The sequence below is a fragment of the Bradyrhizobium sp. Arg816 genome, from assembly GCF_029989365.1.
GTDB lineage: Bacteria > Pseudomonadota > Alphaproteobacteria > Rhizobiales > Xanthobacteraceae > Bradyrhizobium.
The window spans coordinates 19986-37167 of sequence record NZ_JAPRAQ010000017.1; the positions used below are offsets into that span (position 1 = coordinate 19986).

Below are 17182 nucleotides of genomic sequence, written 5' to 3' on the forward strand. Positions count from 1 at the left end.
TGCTAGCCGTCACACGGGCGCCGACTTCCGCAGGTTCCGTGGCAGCGCGATGGCCGGATCGAAGGGCTGACAAACAAGTAGAAGACGATGGATCAGACGGCGTTGCAGGTCGCTCGCGCGGTGGAGGCCGGCGCGACGACGATGAAGGGGATCGTTGACGCGACCGGATTGTCCCGCCTCAAGGTCGAGCGCGCGCTGAGCACGCTGGAGAAGCAAAAGCTCCTCATTCGCGACGGCCAAGGATTTCGGCCGGCTAACCGGCAAACGCCGCCGCCGCTCACCCGGCAGTGCGGCTCGTGCAACGCCTGCTGCGATATCCTCGAGGTCGCCGCCGTCGACAAGCCGGTGAATCAGCTGTGCAGACACTGGCAGACGGGAACCGGGTGCACCATCTACGACCGCCGTCCGCAAATGTGCCGGTCCTTCGTCTGCGCCTGGCTGCAAGGTCATCTCGATGACGCGTGGTTTCCGGCGACGTCCGGCATCATCGTGCATTTCAGCCAGGACGCGGTGAACGTGACGGTCGACGACCACTGCCCCGATCGCTGGCGCGAGGAGCCCTATTTCAGCAAGCTCGCCGAATGGTCGCTGAACGGGATCAGGCGGATCGGTAACCGCGGCTACGCGACCCTCGTGGTCTCCGGCGAGAACCGGTTCCTGCTGCTCGGACGCACCATCGTTCCCGAGCCTACGCTGTTCGGAACGGCGTTCCTGCCGCTGACCGCCGACACCTTCCGGTTCTGGCGCGCGACATCGCCCGAGCATCTGCAGCGGCTGCACGAGCGCATCGCCGAGATCGAGCGTATCCGGCAGGAATTCGGCTCCTGTGCGATCCCTGAGAATGAGGACGACGATCCGCGGGCGCCCTATCGGCCCGCACTTTTACGGCAATCGAATCACGCCTGAACTCCGCCGTGGGCAACACCGCATGATTCGCACGGTGCCGCTCGACGCGCCCCGGCCGGGTTGATAAGCCCCTGTCCGCGAATGATGGGGACTTGAGTCGGGGACATGACAGTTGCGATCGAGATGGGGCAGACCACGGCAGGCGCCGCGGCCGCCATGGACCTCGAGGAACTGCTGGCGACCCGGCTCCTGGTGCAGGGCAATTCGGGCTCCGGCAAGTCGCATCTCCTGCGGCGGCTGCTCGAACAGAGCGCGCCTTGGGTGCAGCAGGCCATCATCGATCCCGAAGGCGACTTCGTCACGCTGGCCGAGCAATTCGGCCATCTGGTGATCGAGGCCGAGGACCACACCGAACGCGGCCTTCAGGTCGCCGGCGAGCGCGCGCGGCTGCATCGCGTCTCCACCGTGCTCAATCTCGAAGGGCTGGACGCCGAGAACCAGATGCGGCGTGCCGCGGCCTTCCTCGGCGGCCTGTTCGACGTCGACCGTGACCATTGGTACCCGATGCTGGTGGTGGTCGACGAAGCGCAGCTGTTCGCGCCGGCGGTCGCCGGCGAAGTCTCGGACGAAGCGCGCAAGCTCTCTCTCGGCGCGATGACCAATCTGATGTGCCGCGGCCGCAAGCGTGGCCTTGCCGGCATCATCGCGACCCAGCGCCTGGCAAAACTCGCCAAGAACGTCGCAGCGGAAGCCTCCAATTTCCTGATGGGCCGGACCTTCCTCGACATCGACATGGCGCGCGCCGCCGACCTGCTCGGCATGGAGCGGCGGCAGGCCGAATCCTTTCGCGATCTCGAACGCGGACAGTTCATGGCGCTCGGCCCGGCGCTGTCGCGACGCCCCCTGCGTTTGCATATCGGCCCGACCGACACCCACGCGCGCAATTCCACGCCGCGGCTGATGCCGATGCCGGAAGCCGCACTCGAGGATATGCGCGCCGTCATCCTGGCCGCGCCGCCGCCCGATGCCAGCCGCCCGCAGCGCCGGCCCGCGCCCGATCTGCTCGAGCAGCTCCGCGCCGCGAAGGCGGCCGCGCCGGAGATCCGGCCCGAGGTGGCCGAGGTTCCGATCAGTGCCGAGGAGCTCGCCGAGCGGCGCGAGCGCGTCGATCGTACGCTTCGCGCCGTGCTCGCCGAACCCGATGCCGGCTTCCGCGCCGTCGGCGTGCTCTATCAGGAGTTCGTGGTCCGCTGCCGCATCGAGGGGCTCGGCTCCGCGGTGCCTGATCTGAACGAATTCCGCCGCATGCTGACACGCGCGCGCGCCGGGCTCGGCGCCGAGCATGCCGAGGACGATGCCTGGCAGGACGTGTCGCTGCGCGCTTCGATCCTGCCCGACGACATGCAGGGCGTGTTCATGATGATCGCACGCGCGGCGAAGGAAGGCTGGCCCTGCCCCGGCGATGCCGCGATCGCGCGCGCCTATGGCTCGCATTCGCTGCGCCGCGCCCAGCGCCTGCTTGGCTACATGGAGGAGCAGGGCCTGATCGTCTGCCAGCTCGACGGCGGCGGGCGCCGGATCGTGACGCTGGTGGAATTGGCCTGGGCCACCGCGCCGGGCGATCCCAACGGCGACGATCTGCCGGCGGAGCCGGTTCCGAGCGCAGCCTCGGCTTGAGATCGCCTAGAACGTCCCGGCGACAGTCATGCGAAAGGTCAGCGGCTCGACCGGGTGCAGCACGTAATCCATCACGCCATTCTGGCAGACCGCCGTCGGCGCGACGCCGCCGGTGCAGAGATTATAGAGCGTGTCGGTCTTGAGCAGCGAGCCATAGGCATAAGTGATCTGGTTCGCCTGCGCGTTGAACAGATTGAGCACGTCGAGCTGAATGCGCCAGCCATTGTCGATGCGATAGCCGAGGCGGCCGTTGAAGATGCTGGTCGCGGACGAGCGGAACGCATTGTCTTCCGTCAGCGGGCTCGACGCCAGATAGCGCCAGCGCAAAGACCCGAACCAGCCGGTCTTCTCGCCGAGCGTGATACCGGCCGATGCCACCATCGCCGGTGCGTTCGGAATGTAGTTGCCGGGCGCGTTGCCGATCTGCGCCTCGGGATAGCCCGCCAGCGAGGCGTAGACCTCCGCCTGCTCGCTGTCAGTGCCACGAAAGCGCGCATGGGTCATGGCGAGATCGGCATCGATGTCGATCCACGAGCGCGGGCGGTAATGATTGGTCCACTCGAAGCCGTAGCGGCGGCTGGCGCGGGTCGCCGAGGTATCGCCGGCATCGCCGGAGAACAGGATCTCGGAATCCTGGTCGAGGATGAAGAGGCTGAGCGAGGTGTCGAGGCCGGGAACGATTTTGCTGCGGACGCCGACTTCGGCGCCCTTGGTGCGGACCAGCAGCGGCGACGGCGTCAGCCGCGTGGCGGGATCGCTCGGATCTTCCGTCGTGGTCGCGCCGCGCGCGTCGTTCGAGTGCATGCCGGTGCCGGCGCCGAGGAAGAATTCGGTCTGGTTGAACGGGCCGAGCACCATGCGGAATTTCGGGCTGCCGAGCGCGGCGTCAGTGCGGCCGGAATTGTTGGCATTGAACAGCGAGGTGACGTCGGCGGCATAATAATCGCCGCGCAGGCCGACTGTGGTCCTCAGCCAATCCGTCCAGCGCACGGTGTTCTCGGCGAAAACACCGACACTGCCCTCGCCGACCTTGTCGCCCCTGATGCTGGAGAGGAAGCCGCGCTGGAACGTGTTGCTCAGCGCCAGATCGATCGAATCATAGCGCGATTGCAGGCCGATCGTGGTCTGCATCGGCAGGCCTGCGAACGACCCGTTCAGCGTGCGCGAGATGTTGGCGCCGGCCATCAGGCGGTCGTCATGCTGATGGAACTGGTCGCCGAGCACGGGATCGCTGAGTAAATAGGTGAAGTTGTTGAAGAGGTCGAGCTGGCTCTTCACGACATAGGCGTTGGCCTGCCACGACCCCACATCGTCGCTCTGCGCGATGCGGCCGGAGAGCGCAAAGCGATTGGTGTTGCCGCCGTCCGTTGGATCTTCCGAGCCGAACCGGTCGAGAAAACCGCTGGTGATCGCGCGCTGCGGCACCTGGTCGGTCGAATTCCATTTGTTGGCATAGGCCATGCCGGTGATGGTCAGACCATCCGTCGCGGTGCCCTGGCTGTAGCTCACGAAGCCGTTCAGCTTGCGCACATTGTCCGGATTTGCCCAGGGACCGTTGTAGGTGCCGAGCTCGCCCGCGACGAGCAGCGAACCGTCGCCGACTTTCGCTGAGTCCATGCCGAGCAGGCGCCGATAGCCAAAGCTGCCGGCGGTCACCTGCGCGAGGCCCTTTTCGGTGCGGTCGATCAAGCCGATGCGCACGCTGCCGACGGACGCGAAATCGCTCTCGTCGGCGAAGTACGGTCCTTTGCGCACATCCATCGCGCTGATGGTTTCCGGGATCAGCCAATTGAGATCGGCATAGCCCTGGCCATGCGCGTGGGTGCGCATGTTGACGGGGACGTCATCGACATAGATCGCGAGATCGGTGCCATGGTCGAGATTATAGCCGCGCAGAAAATACTGGTTGGCTTTGCCTTCACCGGAATGCTGAGTCACGATCAACCCCGGCACGGCTTCGAGCACTTCGCCCGGCCGCGCGAAGGGGCGCGTGTTGAGCTCTTCACCGGAGACGGTGATCTCGCTCGCCATGTCCGGCGGGCCCTTTGCGCCGGAGGCGACGCTGCGGGCGTCCGAGGCCGGAGCCTGCGTCGGCTGAGCCACGTGACGGCGATTGGCCGGGACCGGCTTGCTGGCTCGCCGCGATGCGGGCGGTCTCTTGTGCGGCTTCGTCTCGCCGCCGGAGACCTGGATCGGCGGCAGTTCGCGCGAGGCGCCACTGCTCTGCGCGAAGGCGCTGCCGTCATCCGCGAGAAGCATGATGGCAGAAAATGCCGTCAACGCTCCGCAACGACGGCCAGACTCAGGCCGCGTCGGTCGCATCGGCGCCCCGAAGTCCATTCGCGCGGGACGCAGCGCCCGCAAACATGCGGCGATAGAGCAGGACCGAAACGAGCCAGGCGATCGCAAACAGCGCGATCACGGCGAAGCCGACATTGGCCAGCGATTCGTTCAGATTATCAACCAGGGCCCACACGCCGCCGCTTAGACCAAGCCGGTCGGCGATCAGGCCGAGCGCCTCGATGCCGCCGATCAACAGCGCCACCGCGACGGAGGCGCCGGTGATGGTGAGGTTGTACCAGAGCTTTCGCAGAGGATCGACGAAGGCCCAGCGATAGGCGCTGACCATCAGCACCGAGTCGGCAGTGTCGACCAGCGCCATGCCCGACGCGAACAGCGCGGGAAAGACCATGACGTCGACGAGCGAAGCGCCGCGCGCGGCTTCGGTCGCGGAGATGCTGAGCAGGCCGATCTCGGTCGCGGTGTCGAAGCCGAGCCCGAACAGGAACCCGAGCGGAAGCATGTGCCAGGGCTTTGTCACCAGGCGGAACATCGGGCCGAGCAGGCGCGCCAGGAATCCGCGGCTCGCCAGCAGCGCATCGAGCTGCGCGGCGTCGTGGATGCCCTGCGCGCGCGCGATGCGAAACGTCCGCCACAGGCCGACGAAGATGGCGAGATTGATGGCCGCGATCACGAGCAGGAACAGCGCCGACACCGATGTGCCGATGAGGCCGCCGATCTCCCTGAGCAGGCTGTCGCCGCCGAGGCTCACCACACCGAGCGCCAGCAGGATGGTCGCGATCACGACCACGGTGGAGTGGCCGAGGGCGAAATAGAGACCGACGCTGCGCGGCGCACCGCCCGCATGCATCAGCTTGCGCACGACATTGTCGATGGCGGCGATGTGGTCGGCGTCGACCGCATGGCGGAGGCCAAACACCCAGGCGAGCAGCGCGGTCGCCATCACCGTCGGCCGGTCACCGAACGCCGCGAAGGCCCAGGCCCATGCGGCGACATTGGCGGCGATGAGCCCGCCGAACAGCACCACCGTGGCGGGCTCGACCGCCCGCAAGGACCATTTCGTCACGACAATCATTCCGTCCGCACGCCCCTTCGCGGCGACGGTATGATCTTTTCATAAAATGATCACACTAACCAATGCAATTCCAGGGGGCCGCTTTGCAGGAATGCTTGTAACCATCCTTCGAGACGCCCGCTGCGCGGGCTCCTCAGGATGAGGATGGATTCGCGGCCACGTTGCGAGCAGACCTCATGGTTGAGGAGCCCGCGCAGCGGGCGGCCGGACGATGCTCTGCATCGCCGGGCGAACCATCAGGCCGAGGTCAAGCTACGCGGCCTCGGAGCCGCCAAGATAGGCATCGCGGATGCGGGGGTCGTCCCTCAGCGCCCGCGCCGGGCCTGAGAGCACGATCTTGCCGGTCTGAAGCACATAGGCCTCGTGCGCGATCTCGAGCGCGAGGCTGGCGTTCTGCTCGACCATGAAGACCGACACGCCTTCCTGATTGATGGTGCGGATCAACTCCAGCACGCGGTCGACATAGAGCGGCGACAGGCCCATGGTCGGCTCGTCCATCACGATCATCCTGGGACGGCTCATCAGCGCGCGCGCCATCGCGACCATTTGCTGCTCGCCGCCGGAGAGTGAACCGGCACGCTGCGACAGCCGCTGGCCGAGTTTCGGGAACAGCGTCAGCATCTTGTCGAGATCCTGCGCCACCGCATCGCGGTCGTTGCGCACGAAGGCCCCCATCAGGATGTTTTCGCGCACGCTCATGTCCGCGAACAACCGCCGCGCCTCCGGCACGGAGGCGATACCACGGCGGACGATCTGCGGCGTGGTGAGCCCGAGCAGCGAGGCGCCGTCGAAGGTCACGTCACCCGAGCGCGGTTTCACCAGGCCCAAAATGATCTTCATCGTGGTCGACTTGCCGCTGGCATTGCCGCCGAGCAGGCAGACGATATGGCCGCGACCGACCGTGATCGACAGGTCGAAATGCACCTGCGCCTGGCCGTAGAAGGTGTTGACGTTCGAGAGCGCGAGCAGCGGCTCGGATGCGCCAGTCGTCATACCACGCTCTCCCGCTCCGGCGTCTCCGACAGGCCGTGGCCGAGATAGGCCTCGATCACCTTGGGATCGCCACGCACGACTTCGCCCGGCCCTTCCGCAATCTTCTTGCCCTCGTCCATGACGATGACGCGGTCGGAGAGGCGCATCACCATCTCCAGCTTGTGCTCGATCAGGAGGATGGTCAGCCCCTCGGCCTTCAGCTCGGCGACGAGGCCCTGCATCTCCGCGGTCTCGGTCGGGTTCATGCCGGCGGTCGGCTCGTCGAGCAGCAGCAGGCGCGGCTTCAGCGCAAGCGCGCGCGCGATTTCGACGCGGCGACGGTTGGCGTAAGACAAGCTATAGGCGGGCTGGTCGATCCGTGGCAGCAGCCGTTCGCCAAAGCGCGCGAGAATGGCCTTCACCTCCTCGCGCAGCCTTTCCTCTTCGGCCCTGACGCTGGCCGGACGCAACAGCGCCAACCCCAATTCCAGCAGCGGGCCGATCACCGGCACCGCGGGCTTCACCGCGCGCAGCCGCGTGTGCGCGCCGATCAGGACGTTGTCCATGACGCTGAGATTGCCGAAGACACGGCCGAGCTGGAACGTGCGCGCGATGCCTCCGGCCGCGAGCCGTTCGGGTGAGAGACCCGTGATGTCCTGACCTTCAAAGCTGACCTTGCCGGCATCGGGCCGATCGAGCCCGGTCACGAGATTGAACAGCGTCGTCTTGCCGGCCCCGTTCGGGCCGATGATGCTGATGAGCTCGCCTTTGGTGAGATCGAGATCGATGGCGTCGACGGCGGTGAGGCCGCCGAAGCGGCGCGTCAGCCCGCGCAGGGACAGCATGGGCGTGTGCTGCTCCGCCATCATATCGTCCCCAACAGGCCCTGCGGCCTGAACCGCACGAGCAGCAGCAGCACGATGCCGTAGATCAGGATGCGATACTCCGCCGCGATCCGGAACACCTCCGGCAGGCCGACCAGCGCGACCGCTCCGACGATGGCGCCGACGACGTTGCCGAGGCCGCCGAGGATGACGACGGTCAGCGCCAGGATGGATTGCTGCGTGTTGAAGGTCTCGTGGTTGATGTAGGAATAGAGATGCGCGGCGATGCCGCCGCTGACGCCGGCTGCAAACCCGCCGAAGATGAAGGCGAGCGACTTGTAGCGGTTCAGGCCGAGACCATAGGCGCGCGCGGCGATGTCGTCGTCTCTGATAGCGCGGAAGCTGCGGCCGAGATGCGAGCCGAGCAAGCGTCCCTGGAGCAGCGCCAGCACGACCAGCACGACGAAGCTGAACCAGTAGATAGAGGTTGGGCTGACCAGATCGTAGCCGAACAGTGACAGCGGCGGGATGCCGGAGATGCCGATCGGGCCGCGCGTGACGCTCTCCCAGTTCAAGATCACTAGCGACACGATCTCGCCGATGGCGAGCGTGGCGATCGAGACGTAGTGCCCGCGCAGACGGAAGGACGGCGAGATCAACAGCGTACCAAGCGCGGCACTCATCAGCCCACCGGCGATGATGGCAAGACCGACGGGAACGGACAAAGTCAGCGACAGCAGCGCGGAGGTGTAGGCGCCGATCGCGAGCAGCGCGGCATGTCCGAGCGAGACCTGCCCCACCGTGCCCGCAACCAGCGTCAGGCTGAGCGCGAGCATGCCGAGCAGCCAGGCGTTGATCAGGGTCTGGAGCACGTAGAAGGACACCGGGAAGAACGGCAGGATCGCGAACACGCCGGCGGTGACCAGCAGCGCCCAGCGCGGAATCCGCACCGGGCGGCTCGGCGCGATGAAAGTGCCGGTGAGCGGCTCGGGTGGCGCCTGCCGCGCGCTGGCGAACAGGCCGTTCGGGCGCAGCACGAGCACGATGACCAGCAGCAGGAACGCGAACAGATTGCGGTAGCTAGTCCCGAACACGGCAACGCCGTAGCTCTCGACCAGCCCAAGCAACAAGCTGCCGATCACGGCGCCCGGCACGTTGCCGGCGCCCCCGACCACTTCCGCGACGACGCCCTTCAGCGTCGCCTGCAGGCTCATCGCGGTGTCGATCTGGTTGTAGTACATGCCGACCAGCAGGCCGGAGACGCCGCCGAGCGCAGCCGCGATGCCGAACACGGCCTGATTGACGTGGTTGACGTCGACGCCCATCTGCATCGCGGCGTCGCGGTCCTGCGCGGTGGCGCGCACCGCCCAGCCGAGCTTGCTGTAGCGCAGGAACACGAACAGCAGCAGCGCGCTGGTGAGGCCGACGCCGGCGATCAAGAGATCAAGAGGTCCGATCGTGCCGCCACCGACCTGGAAGCGGACATCCGGCAGCTGGCTCGGCAGCGCACGCGGGTTCGGCGAGAAGGTCAGCATCACCAGCTGATCGAGCACGAAGCTGATGCCGATGGTCGCGAGCAGCGGCGCGATGCGTACCGAATTCTGGAGCGGACGCAGGCCAAACCGTTCGATGATCAGTCCGACGATCGCGGCCGCCACCGCCACCACGATGATGGTGAGCGGCAGCGGCGTATGCAGCTGCACCACCGCGACCCAGCCGATATAGGCGCCGACGAGATAGATCGAGCCCTGGGCAAAGTTGATCAGCCGGCTGACGCCGAAGATCAGCGCAAGCCCGACCGCAACGAGGGCGTAGACATTGCCGACGATCAGCCCGTTGATCGTGTAGTCGAGCCAGGAAGACACGCAGTTGTCCCCGCGTAGAGAGGAAAGCGGCCGGAGCGCCCGCTCCGGCCATCAGGTCACGTCGGCTTGCCGTCCCAGAGCGCGAACTGCCCCTTGCGTACGACGAGCTCGGCGTTCATGGCGCCCCTGACGCGGCGGGTCGCGACGTCGAACGTCGCCTGCCCGAAGATCACGCTCGGGACGTCCTTGACCTTGGTGAAGGCATCGCGGATCGCCTTGCGGTCGGTGCCGCCGATCCTCACCACGGCAGCCGCCATGTTCATCGCGTCATAGGCGTAAGCGTTGAACGCGTCGGGCTCGAGCCCGTTGTACTTCTTCTTGAAGCCGGCGATGAACTTCTGCACCTCGGGTCGCGGGTCTTCCGGGAAGTAGCGCGTGCCGACATGGACCTCCTCGACCGCCTCACCGCCGAGCTCCAGGAACTTCGGCGAGTAGACCGAGCTTGCCGCACAGATCACCTGCTTCAGCCCGACCTGGCGCGCCTGACGCGCGATCAGCGCGCCGTCGGAGTAGTAGGAGATCAGGATCAGGCCGTCCGGATTGGCGTCACGCACGCGCACCAGCGTGGAGCGGAAGTCGCGCTCCTCCGCGATATAGCCCTCGGTGACCGCGATTTCCGCGCCATACTCCTTGGCGGCGTTGACGAAGTAATCGCGGCTGGTGCGGCCCCAATCCGTATTGAGGTGCAGCACCGCGAGCTTCTTGAGGCCGAGGCGCTTCACGGCATAGGACGCCAGCAGCGGCTGCTCGTCGGCCTGGCTGACCGAGGTGCTCCACATGAAGTCGCCGCCCTTGGTGAAGTCAGGGTGCGAATTGGTGAAACCGAACTGCACCAGGCCCGCGCGCTGATAGATCGGCGAGGCCGCCATCGACGCCGGGCTGGAGAAGTCGCCGAGCTCCAGGACGATGCGGGGATCGGAGACGAACTTCTGCGCGATCGCCACCGACTGGCGCGGATCGCTCTGGCTGTCCTCGAAATTGTAGGTGAGCTTGCGGCCGTTGATGCCGCCGGCCGCCTGGATCTCGTCCAGCGCGAGGTCAAAGCCCTGCTTCCATTGCGTGCCATATTGCGCGTTCGGCCCGGTCAGGGGACCGCTGACGCCGAGCAGGATCGGCTCGGACGATTGCGCGAAGGCGCCGCGCGAACCGGCCGCTCCCGCCATCATGGCAGCAAGCGAGCCCTTGACCAGGGTACGACGATCGATGTTGCTCATGCACGGCTCCATCCAGTGTTGAAACAAGCAGCAATTCTTGTGCCGGTGAGATTGCCTATTTCGAGGGCTCACCGAGCGACAGCATCAGCCGGTTCGCCCAGTTGAAGAACGAGGCGCCGTTGATGACGTCGACGATCTCCGCATCGTCCAGGCCGGCGCGGCGCAGCTCCGCGATATTCTCAGGGCTGAACGCGATCGGCGTTGCCGCCAGCGCCACCGAGGCCTTGACCACCGCGTTCCAGCGCTCGCCGAGATCGGCCTTGATGCCCTCGTCGAGCAGACGCTGCACGTCGTCACGGCGTTTGGAATAGGTACTGGCGAAACGCGCATGCACGGACGCGCAATAGATGCAGCCGTTGTAGCGCGAGGTCGCGGCCGCCGCGAGCTCACGCTCGGCGCGCGGCAGGCCATCGGCGACGTTGTAGAAGATATCCTTGTCGGTCTTGGTGCGGGCTTCCAGCACCTCGGGATCACGCACGAGAAGGCGGAAGTATTCGGACTTGGCACGGGCGCGATCGACCAGGCCCGCGAAATGCCGCTCGGTCAATTCGGCCTCGGGCAGCGGGTCGATCCACGACACCCAGCCGAGTTCGTCCTGGGTGAAGACGACGGGCGGATTGACATTGTTTGCAGCGCTCATGATGCAGTCTCCTTACGCGCCGGCCGCAGCGCTTGCGGTGCCTAGCGAAGCGCCGAGCACGCGCAGGCCCGTGACGACGCGCACCTGGAACGACAGGAACGCGACGAGCTGAGAGAAAGTGACGATGCCGGTGTCGGACCAGCCGGCGGCCAGCAGCGCCTTCATGTCGGCGGACGCTGCATCGCGCGGGCGGAACACCAGCAGATGCGCATGCTCCAGCGCGACGGCGAGCCTGGCGCCAAGGACGGACTTGCCCTCCGCACTCACGCGATAGATCAGGCCGGCCGTGTTCTCGACTGACAGCGGTCCGGCCGGATACGCTCCGTACGGGCCTGACGTCTCGCCGCGCCCGATTTCGACCTCGATCGCCTCGGCCAGGCGCGCACCATCGGCGGTCGCCGTGAGCTTCGCCCGGTAGAAGGCGGCCATGGTGGGCTCGCGGTGAAGGCCGATCACGAAGAGCGCGACTGCGGCACGCTCCACATGCGAAAAATCGCCGCCGTCGATCGGCTCGAACAGCGAGAGATAGCTCTTCTGCGCATTCTCGCGCGCCTGCAGGCGGCGTGCGCGAATGCCATCCAGAGCCGTACCCGGTTCAATCCCGGCAAGCGTGTCGATGATATCTTTCGTAGCCATCATTCAGCCTCGTGCAACGCGATCATGTTCACTCCGATCAGCCCGCCAGAGCCACGTCAGCCGCCGTCCGGGTCCAGCCCAGCGCCGGCGCAACCTTCTCCGCGACAAGCTCGATCGAGCGCAGGATATGAGGATGCGGCGCGTCCACTGAATGCGCCTGGAAGACGAGGTCGGTCACCCGCTCCAGCGTGGCGTCGGCGCGGAGCGAGGCGATGACGTCGTCGGCCGCGCCGACATGGGTGTCGAATGCGGTGATCATCTCCTCCAGCGTCTCGCCCGGCCTGGCGTGACCGCCCTTGAGGAACTGCGGCAGCGCGCGCCGCAGCCCGATATCGGCGAGGCGCATCGCTTCAGTCCGGTCGTCGGCGACGAAGACGCTGCGCGAGGCCATGATGCGGGGCTCGCATCCCGGCGGCAGCGCTTCGAGATAGGCATCGATGACCGGATTCTGGATCTCGGCGAGCGTGGCCTTCGGCGCCTCCTTGGTCCGGGGCTGGGTGCGCGACAGCAGCAAGCCATCGCTGGCCTTGCCCGCGCGCGCACCACCGGCGACCGAGAAAGTCGCCTGCCAGATCCGCTTGTCCAATTGGGGCCGCTGCGGATAGAGCGTATCGCCGCCAGTGAGCGGCTTGCCGACCAGGGCGGTGCGGACCACGTCCAGATTGCGGGCAAAGATCTCGTTGCGCTGGGCACTGTCGAGACCGAAGGCGGCAAAGGCCGACGGATTGCCGCCGGTGCCGACGCCGAGCTCGAAGCGGCCGTCGCAGAGCAGATCGAGCACCGCGGCATCTTCCGCCACCCGCACCGCGTTCTCCAGCGGCAGCGTGACGATGCCGGTGCCGAGACGGATGCGCGAGGTTTGCGCCGCGACGTAGCCGAGGAAAGTGAAGGGCGACGGCAGGCCGCCCTCGCGCTCGTGAAAATGATGCTGCGCGATCCACGCGGAATCGAGGCCCGCTTTCTCTGCGCGCACGATCTGCTCGGCGGCGAAGCGGTAGCGCTCCGCGGGCGGGGCTTCATCGAGGAGCCGCGTGAAGAACCCCAGTCGTTTCAGGTTTGCAAAGCGTTTCATACGACCCCTGTCGGGCGAGGATGGGCCCCGATGATGTCGGTTGCCGCAGCTCCAGACAAGCGGGCATTCCGCAAGGCTGCCCGCCGGATCGCCCCCTGCGCTGGACCTTGGCTAGGCAGATTGCCTACCAGCTCGGCAGCACCGCGCCCTTGAACTTGGTCAGGACGAACTCCTTCACCTCGGGCGTGTGGTAGCTGTCCACGAGGATCTTGACCCAGGGCTTGTCCTTGTCGACGGTGCGTACCGCGATCAGGTTGACGTAGGGGCCCTTCGGGTCCTCGCGCAGGATCGGATCCTTGACGGGATCGAGGCCCGCCTGGGTTGCATAATTGGTGTTGATCGCGGCGGCATCGACATCGTCGAGCGCGCGCGGCGCCTGCGCCGCATCGACCTCAATGAATTTCAGCTTCTTGGGATTCTCGGTGACGTCGAGCACCGTCGGCTTGAAGCCCGTGCCGTCCTTCAGCTTGATCACGCCCTTGTCGCGCAGCAGCAGCAGCACGCGGCCGCCATTGGTCGGATCGTTCGGGATCGAGACCTTGCCGCCCTCGGGGATATCGGCGAAGGCCTTGTGCTTCTTCGAATAGACGCCGATCGGGAAGTTCACGGTCAGCCCGACGGATTCGATCTTGTAGCCGCGGTCGGCCTTCTGGTTGTCGAGATAGGGCTGGTTCTGGAACGAATTGGCCTGGATCTCACCAGCATCGAGCGCGGCATTCGGCACGACGTAGTCGGAGAACTCGATCAGCTGGATGTCGAGACCCTGCTTGGCGGCGATCGGCTTCACCGCCTCGAAGATCTGCGCATGCGGGCCCGGCGTCACACCGATCTTGATGGTCTCGGCGGAGCTTGCTGCCGACCAGACGGCGAGCACGGTCGAGAGGATCAGGGGGAGGCGAAACGACATCTTGGTCTCCGTGGATCTGCGGCAATGATGGAACCGTATTCGCTTCTCCGCGGGGCGAAATCAATGAAATGGAAATCCATATTTGTCGGCTGACGCGGACAACGCTTCTCCATTCGCCCTCATGTGGGGAACGATTGCGCCCGCGCAAGCGTGACGCGCATCACCGCGCAGCGGCGCCCGGAGAGCGAAATTGCCGGCATCCGGTGATGCCTGCTTACTCTGTCCGCCACGTCCACGGCGACAGCATGATCAGGACGCAGATCGCGGCATAGGCGGCGAGCGAGGCCGTGACCATGGTGGCGAGCCCCGCCATGCCTGCGCCAAAGCTCGCCACCGCGATCCAGCCGCCGCCGGCCGCGATCAGGATTCGTGCGACCGACGACGCCAGCGGTCCCATCGCGCGGCCGGTGCCCTGGACGGCAAACGATGTGACGAAGCCGAAGCCGAGCGCGGCATAGGCCGGCGCGACGATGCGCAAATAGGTCATGCCTTCGCTGACGACGTCCGCGTCATGGCTGAAGAGGTGCAGCCAGGCCGTCGGGAAGATCGCAACCAGCAAGCCGATCGTGCCGGTCATGATCATGCCGACCACGCCGCTGATCCAGCCGATCTTTCGTGCCCGCGCGGTCTGGCCCGCGCCCATGTTGACGCCGACCATGGTCAGCGTCGCCGTGCTGATGCCGAACAGCAGCGGGATCATGATGTAGTCGAGCCGCGAGGCGATGCCGTAGCCGGCGAGCGCGGAGGTGCCGAACAGGCCGACCGCACCGGTGACGAGGATGACGGTGAGGTTGGTCAGCACCGCGTTGAACGCGGTGGGGATGCCGACCTTCAGCATGTCGCCGAAGATCTTTGCGCGCAACGGCACGATGTGCAGCCTCAAGCCGGTCGCGCCCGTCGACATGTAGCGCAGCAGGAACAGCATCGCCGCGCCGTAGTAGAGGCCGAAGGCTATGCCGGCGCCGCCGATGCCGAGCCGCGGGATCGGCCCGAGCCCGAAGATCAGCGCCGGCGAGACCGGAATGGTCACGATGGCCCCGACCAGCGTCACCAGGGCCGGCACCTTGACGTTGCCGGCGCCGCGAAGCGCGGCCGCCTGAAGGTTCACGATCCACACCGGAATGGCGCCGGCGAACAGATAGTTGGAATAGGTGGTGGCGGCGGCAAGCGCACCGTCGGTGCCGCCGAGGGCGCGATACAGATGCGGACCACCGAGGACGACGCCGAGCGTGAATACGCCGCCGGCGATGATCGCGAGCACCACGGCATGAAACAGCGCCGCCTCGGCGTCATTGCGGCGGCCGGCACCGACCGCACGTGCCACCGAGGACGCAACGCCGGAACCGAACCCGCCGTTCGACATCATGGTCATCAGCATGAAGATCGGGAACACCAGCGCGGCGCCGGCGAGCGCATCGGTGCCGAGATAGCCGACATAATAGGCCTCCGCGATGTTGACCGCGGTCTGTGCGACGAGGACGGTCACGGTTGGCAGCGCGAGCTTGAGCAGCGTCGGGAGGATCGGCGCGGTCAGCAGCGCCGCGCGTCTTTGCTCAGCCGCGCTTGGCGCTGCCGCATGGCGAAGCGGCGCCGCGGCATTGTCCACGAATGGCGCGGCGGACAAGGCCGGCGCGGCGGCATCGTCGACGGACATGGGTTCGATCCTGTGGTTCCCTCGGACCGCCGGTCGGCCGCCCATTGTATTATGCTCATAATGTATTATTATGATCGTAATGCAATAGGACAGACCTCACGATTTTGTGGCATAGGGGGCGGCGGGTTCGCAGGAGGCGGAATTGGCGCGCTACGACAAGGGACACAGGGACACGACGCGGCGGCACATTCTCGATGTCGCATCATCGCAGTTCCGCGAGAGCGGCATCGCCGCGGTCGGCCTCGCCGGCATCATGGCGGAGGCGGGCCTGACCAACGGCGCCTTCTACACGCACTTCGCCTCCAAGGAGGATCTGGTGCGCGCGGTGCTGCTCGACGCGCTGGAGCGGCGCGAGCAGCGGCACAAGGACAATCTCGAAAACGGCGTCGCGCTCGAGACCGTGATCCGCGATTATCTCTCGCCGCGCCATCGCGATCGCGCGGCGACCGGTTGTCCGACCGCGGCCCTCGTCTCCGAGATCGCGCGGCATCCGAAGGCGACGCGCGCGGCCTTCACCGGCAAGATGTCCGACATCCTCGCGCTGATGGCAGCGCAAATGCCTGAGGGCACGCCGGCGGAACGGCGCCGCCGCGCCATCGCGGCCTACGCCACCATGGTCGGCGCGCTGCAATTGTCGCGCGCGGTGAGCGACACGCAATTGTCGGAGGAGATTCTCGAGAACGCGGTCGATGCCGCGCTGGCGCTTGCGAAGGGGCACTAGCCCCGGAGCTTCCTGCGTGTTGCTCAGGTCCTCGCGTCGAGCTGGCTGCTGCGGCCGGACGAATTGGCTTGCGAGGCATAAGCGGAAGCTGCGGCCGATGCCGGCGAATAGTGCGACAGCGATTCGGCGAGTTCTTCGGCGGCCTCGGTGAGCTCCTTCAGGACGGCGTCGCTGTTCGTGGCATGGCCGCCGGAGGAATGCAGCACCTCGAACGAGATCCCGTTCGGAAGATCGACATGGACCTTGTCGATCCCGACGGCGTCGGGCGTGTCGCCGTTCTGCCCCTGGTCTGCGCTGGACGCCGGATCACCCGATATCTGCTGGCTCGCGAGCTTCTGCACGAAATCCTCGATGGACTTGAGCGCGCTGCTGTCGAAGCCGCCGCCACCGAAATGGACGATGCCGATCGACATGCCGTTCGGCAGGCTCACCTTGACCTCGTCGTAGGGCGTGCCGCTCTCCAGCAGAGACGAGAACATCGAGGCGCCGTCTTGTGAACCGGCCGATTTCGACTGGCTGGTGGATGCAGGCGATCCCGCCGCGCTTCCACCACCAATGCTACTCATGCTGCCGACGCTCATACGCACACTCCACTGTCATTGCCAACGCACGCTTTGCGTGCAATGCGCATGCCAGATGAGAGCCTCATTGCCATCAAGGGCTTATCGCGAAACCCGGCCGGCATAGCCTTCACGCCGGCAACAATGTCCCGGCAGAAGCTGCCCAGCTCCACGTTCGCCATTTCGTCGCAGGGCCTTGCGGCCTCGCCGGCATTGCC

The 17182-nt window shown here is 66.3% G+C and carries 15 protein-coding genes; 3 read left to right on the forward strand and 12 right to left on the reverse strand.

The annotated features are described in order from the left end of the window. Positions 1–87 precede the first annotated feature (87 nt). Together OWC48_RS31805 and OWC48_RS31810 are read left to right on the forward strand one after the other, a co-directional pair. A complete protein-coding gene (locus tag OWC48_RS31805) occupies positions 88–906 on the forward strand; it encodes a YkgJ family cysteine cluster protein (protein ID WP_282523516.1) in 819 nt (272 codons plus the stop codon). Positions 907–1011: 105 nt separating this feature from the next. Further along, complete coding sequence (locus OWC48_RS31810; protein WP_014492622.1) at positions 1012–2523, forward strand: ATP-binding protein; 1512 nt, start codon at positions 1012–1014, stop codon at positions 2521–2523. Positions 2524–2529: 6 nt separating this feature from the next. On the opposite strand, the gene OWC48_RS31815 is transcribed toward OWC48_RS31810, so the two are convergent. From OWC48_RS31815 to OWC48_RS31865, 11 genes are all read right to left on the reverse strand, one after another. Beyond that, positions 2530–4845, reverse strand: coding sequence for a TonB-dependent receptor (locus OWC48_RS31815; RefSeq protein ID WP_282523517.1), 2316 nt, complete (start codon positions 4843–4845; stop codon positions 2530–2532). Next, a complete protein-coding gene (locus tag OWC48_RS31820; RefSeq protein ID WP_282523518.1) occupies positions 4826–5899 on the reverse strand; it encodes a HoxN/HupN/NixA family nickel/cobalt transporter in 1074 nt (357 codons plus the stop codon). Before OWC48_RS31820 ends, OWC48_RS31815 begins: the two co-directional genes overlap by 20 nt. 252 nt (positions 5900–6151) lie before the next feature. Then, complete coding sequence (locus OWC48_RS31825; RefSeq protein WP_282523519.1) at positions 6152–6892, reverse strand: ABC transporter ATP-binding protein; 741 nt, start codon at positions 6890–6892, stop codon at positions 6152–6154. Then, positions 6889–7737 (reverse strand): ABC transporter ATP-binding protein, encoded by an 849-nt coding sequence (locus tag OWC48_RS31830; protein WP_282523520.1) that lies wholly within the window; start codon positions 7735–7737, stop codon positions 6889–6891. The genes OWC48_RS31825 and OWC48_RS31830 overlap by 4 nt, the downstream gene beginning before the upstream one ends. Next, positions 7737–9560, reverse strand: a complete 1824-nt coding sequence (locus tag OWC48_RS31835) for an ABC transporter permease (RefSeq protein ID WP_282523521.1) — start codon at positions 9558–9560, stop codon at positions 7737–7739. The genes OWC48_RS31830 and OWC48_RS31835 overlap by 1 nt, the downstream gene beginning before the upstream one ends. A 56-nt stretch (positions 9561–9616) precedes the next feature. After that, positions 9617–10774, reverse strand: coding sequence for an ABC transporter substrate-binding protein (locus OWC48_RS31840; RefSeq protein ID WP_282523522.1), 1158 nt, complete (start codon positions 10772–10774; stop codon positions 9617–9619). A gap of 55 nt (positions 10775–10829) precedes the next feature. Further along, positions 10830–11414: an alkylhydroperoxidase domain protein gene (locus OWC48_RS31845; protein ID WP_282523523.1), complete on the reverse strand. Its 585-nt coding sequence runs from the start codon at positions 11412–11414 to the stop codon at positions 10830–10832. A gap of 12 nt (positions 11415–11426) precedes the next feature. Next, positions 11427–12050 carry a CMD domain protein gene (locus OWC48_RS31850; protein ID WP_282523524.1) on the reverse strand — a complete coding sequence of 208 codons (624 nt, stop codon included), beginning with the start codon at positions 12048–12050 and terminating at the stop codon, positions 11427–11429. Positions 12051–12087: 37 nt separating this feature from the next. Beyond that, on the reverse strand, positions 12088–13122 hold the full coding sequence (locus tag OWC48_RS31855) for a putative FMN-dependent luciferase-like monooxygenase (protein WP_282523525.1): 1035 nt from the start codon (positions 13120–13122) through the stop codon (positions 12088–12090). A gap of 124 nt (positions 13123–13246) precedes the next feature. Further along, positions 13247–14029 carry a MetQ/NlpA family ABC transporter substrate-binding protein gene (locus OWC48_RS31860; RefSeq protein WP_282523526.1) on the reverse strand — a complete coding sequence of 261 codons (783 nt, stop codon included), beginning with the start codon at positions 14027–14029 and terminating at the stop codon, positions 13247–13249. 214 nt (positions 14030–14243) lie between these two features. Beyond that, positions 14244–15683: an MATE family efflux transporter gene (locus tag OWC48_RS31865; protein ID WP_282523527.1), complete on the reverse strand. Its 1440-nt coding sequence runs from the start codon at positions 15681–15683 to the stop codon at positions 14244–14246. A gap of 142 nt (positions 15684–15825) precedes the next feature. Here OWC48_RS31865 and OWC48_RS31870 point away from each other — a divergent pair, with 142 nt between their 5' ends. Beyond that, positions 15826–16404 (forward strand): TetR family transcriptional regulator, encoded by a 579-nt coding sequence (locus tag OWC48_RS31870; RefSeq protein WP_282523528.1) that lies wholly within the window; start codon positions 15826–15828, stop codon positions 16402–16404. A gap of 23 nt (positions 16405–16427) precedes the next feature. Here OWC48_RS31870 and OWC48_RS31875 read toward each other — a convergent pair whose 3' ends face one another. Beyond that, positions 16428–16970, reverse strand: coding sequence for a hypothetical protein (locus OWC48_RS31875; RefSeq protein ID WP_282523529.1), 543 nt, complete (start codon positions 16968–16970; stop codon positions 16428–16430). Between the last annotated feature and the right edge of the window lie 212 nt (positions 16971–17182).

Excerpts from the sequence above, each read along its gene's own strand:
- OWC48_RS31805 (WP_282523516.1), top strand. The coding sequence starts at position 88 with ATGGATCAGACGGCGTTGCAGGTCGCTCGCGCGGTGGAGGCCGGCGCG.
- OWC48_RS31810 (WP_014492622.1), top strand. The coding sequence starts at position 1,012 with ATGACAGTTGCGATCGAGATGGGGCAGACCACGGCAGGCGCCGCGGCC.
- OWC48_RS31815 (WP_282523517.1), bottom strand. The coding sequence starts at position 4,845 with ATGCGACCGACGCGGCCTGAGTCTGGCCGTCGTTGCGGAGCGTTGACG.
- OWC48_RS31820 (WP_282523518.1), bottom strand. The coding sequence starts at position 5,899 with ATGATTGTCGTGACGAAATGGTCCTTGCGGGCGGTCGAGCCCGCCACG.
- OWC48_RS31825 (WP_282523519.1), bottom strand. The coding sequence starts at position 6,892 with ATGACGACTGGCGCATCCGAGCCGCTGCTCGCGCTCTCGAACGTCAAC.
- OWC48_RS31830 (WP_282523520.1), bottom strand. The coding sequence starts at position 7,737 with ATGGCGGAGCAGCACACGCCCATGCTGTCCCTGCGCGGGCTGACGCGC.
- OWC48_RS31840 (WP_282523522.1), bottom strand. The coding sequence starts at position 10,774 with ATGAGCAACATCGATCGTCGTACCCTGGTCAAGGGCTCGCTTGCTGCC.
- OWC48_RS31845 (WP_282523523.1), bottom strand. The coding sequence starts at position 11,414 with ATGAGCGCTGCAAACAATGTCAATCCGCCCGTCGTCTTCACCCAGGAC.
- OWC48_RS31850 (WP_282523524.1), bottom strand. The coding sequence starts at position 12,050 with ATGGCTACGAAAGATATCATCGACACGCTTGCCGGGATTGAACCGGGT.
- OWC48_RS31855 (WP_282523525.1), bottom strand. The coding sequence starts at position 13,122 with ATGAAACGCTTTGCAAACCTGAAACGACTGGGGTTCTTCACGCGGCTC.
- OWC48_RS31860 (WP_282523526.1), bottom strand. The coding sequence starts at position 14,029 with ATGTCGTTTCGCCTCCCCCTGATCCTCTCGACCGTGCTCGCCGTCTGG.
- OWC48_RS31865 (WP_282523527.1), bottom strand. The coding sequence starts at position 15,683 with ATGTCCGTCGACGATGCCGCCGCGCCGGCCTTGTCCGCCGCGCCATTC.
- OWC48_RS31875 (WP_282523529.1), bottom strand. The coding sequence starts at position 16,970 with ATGAGTAGCATTGGTGGTGGAAGCGCGGCGGGATCGCCTGCATCCACC.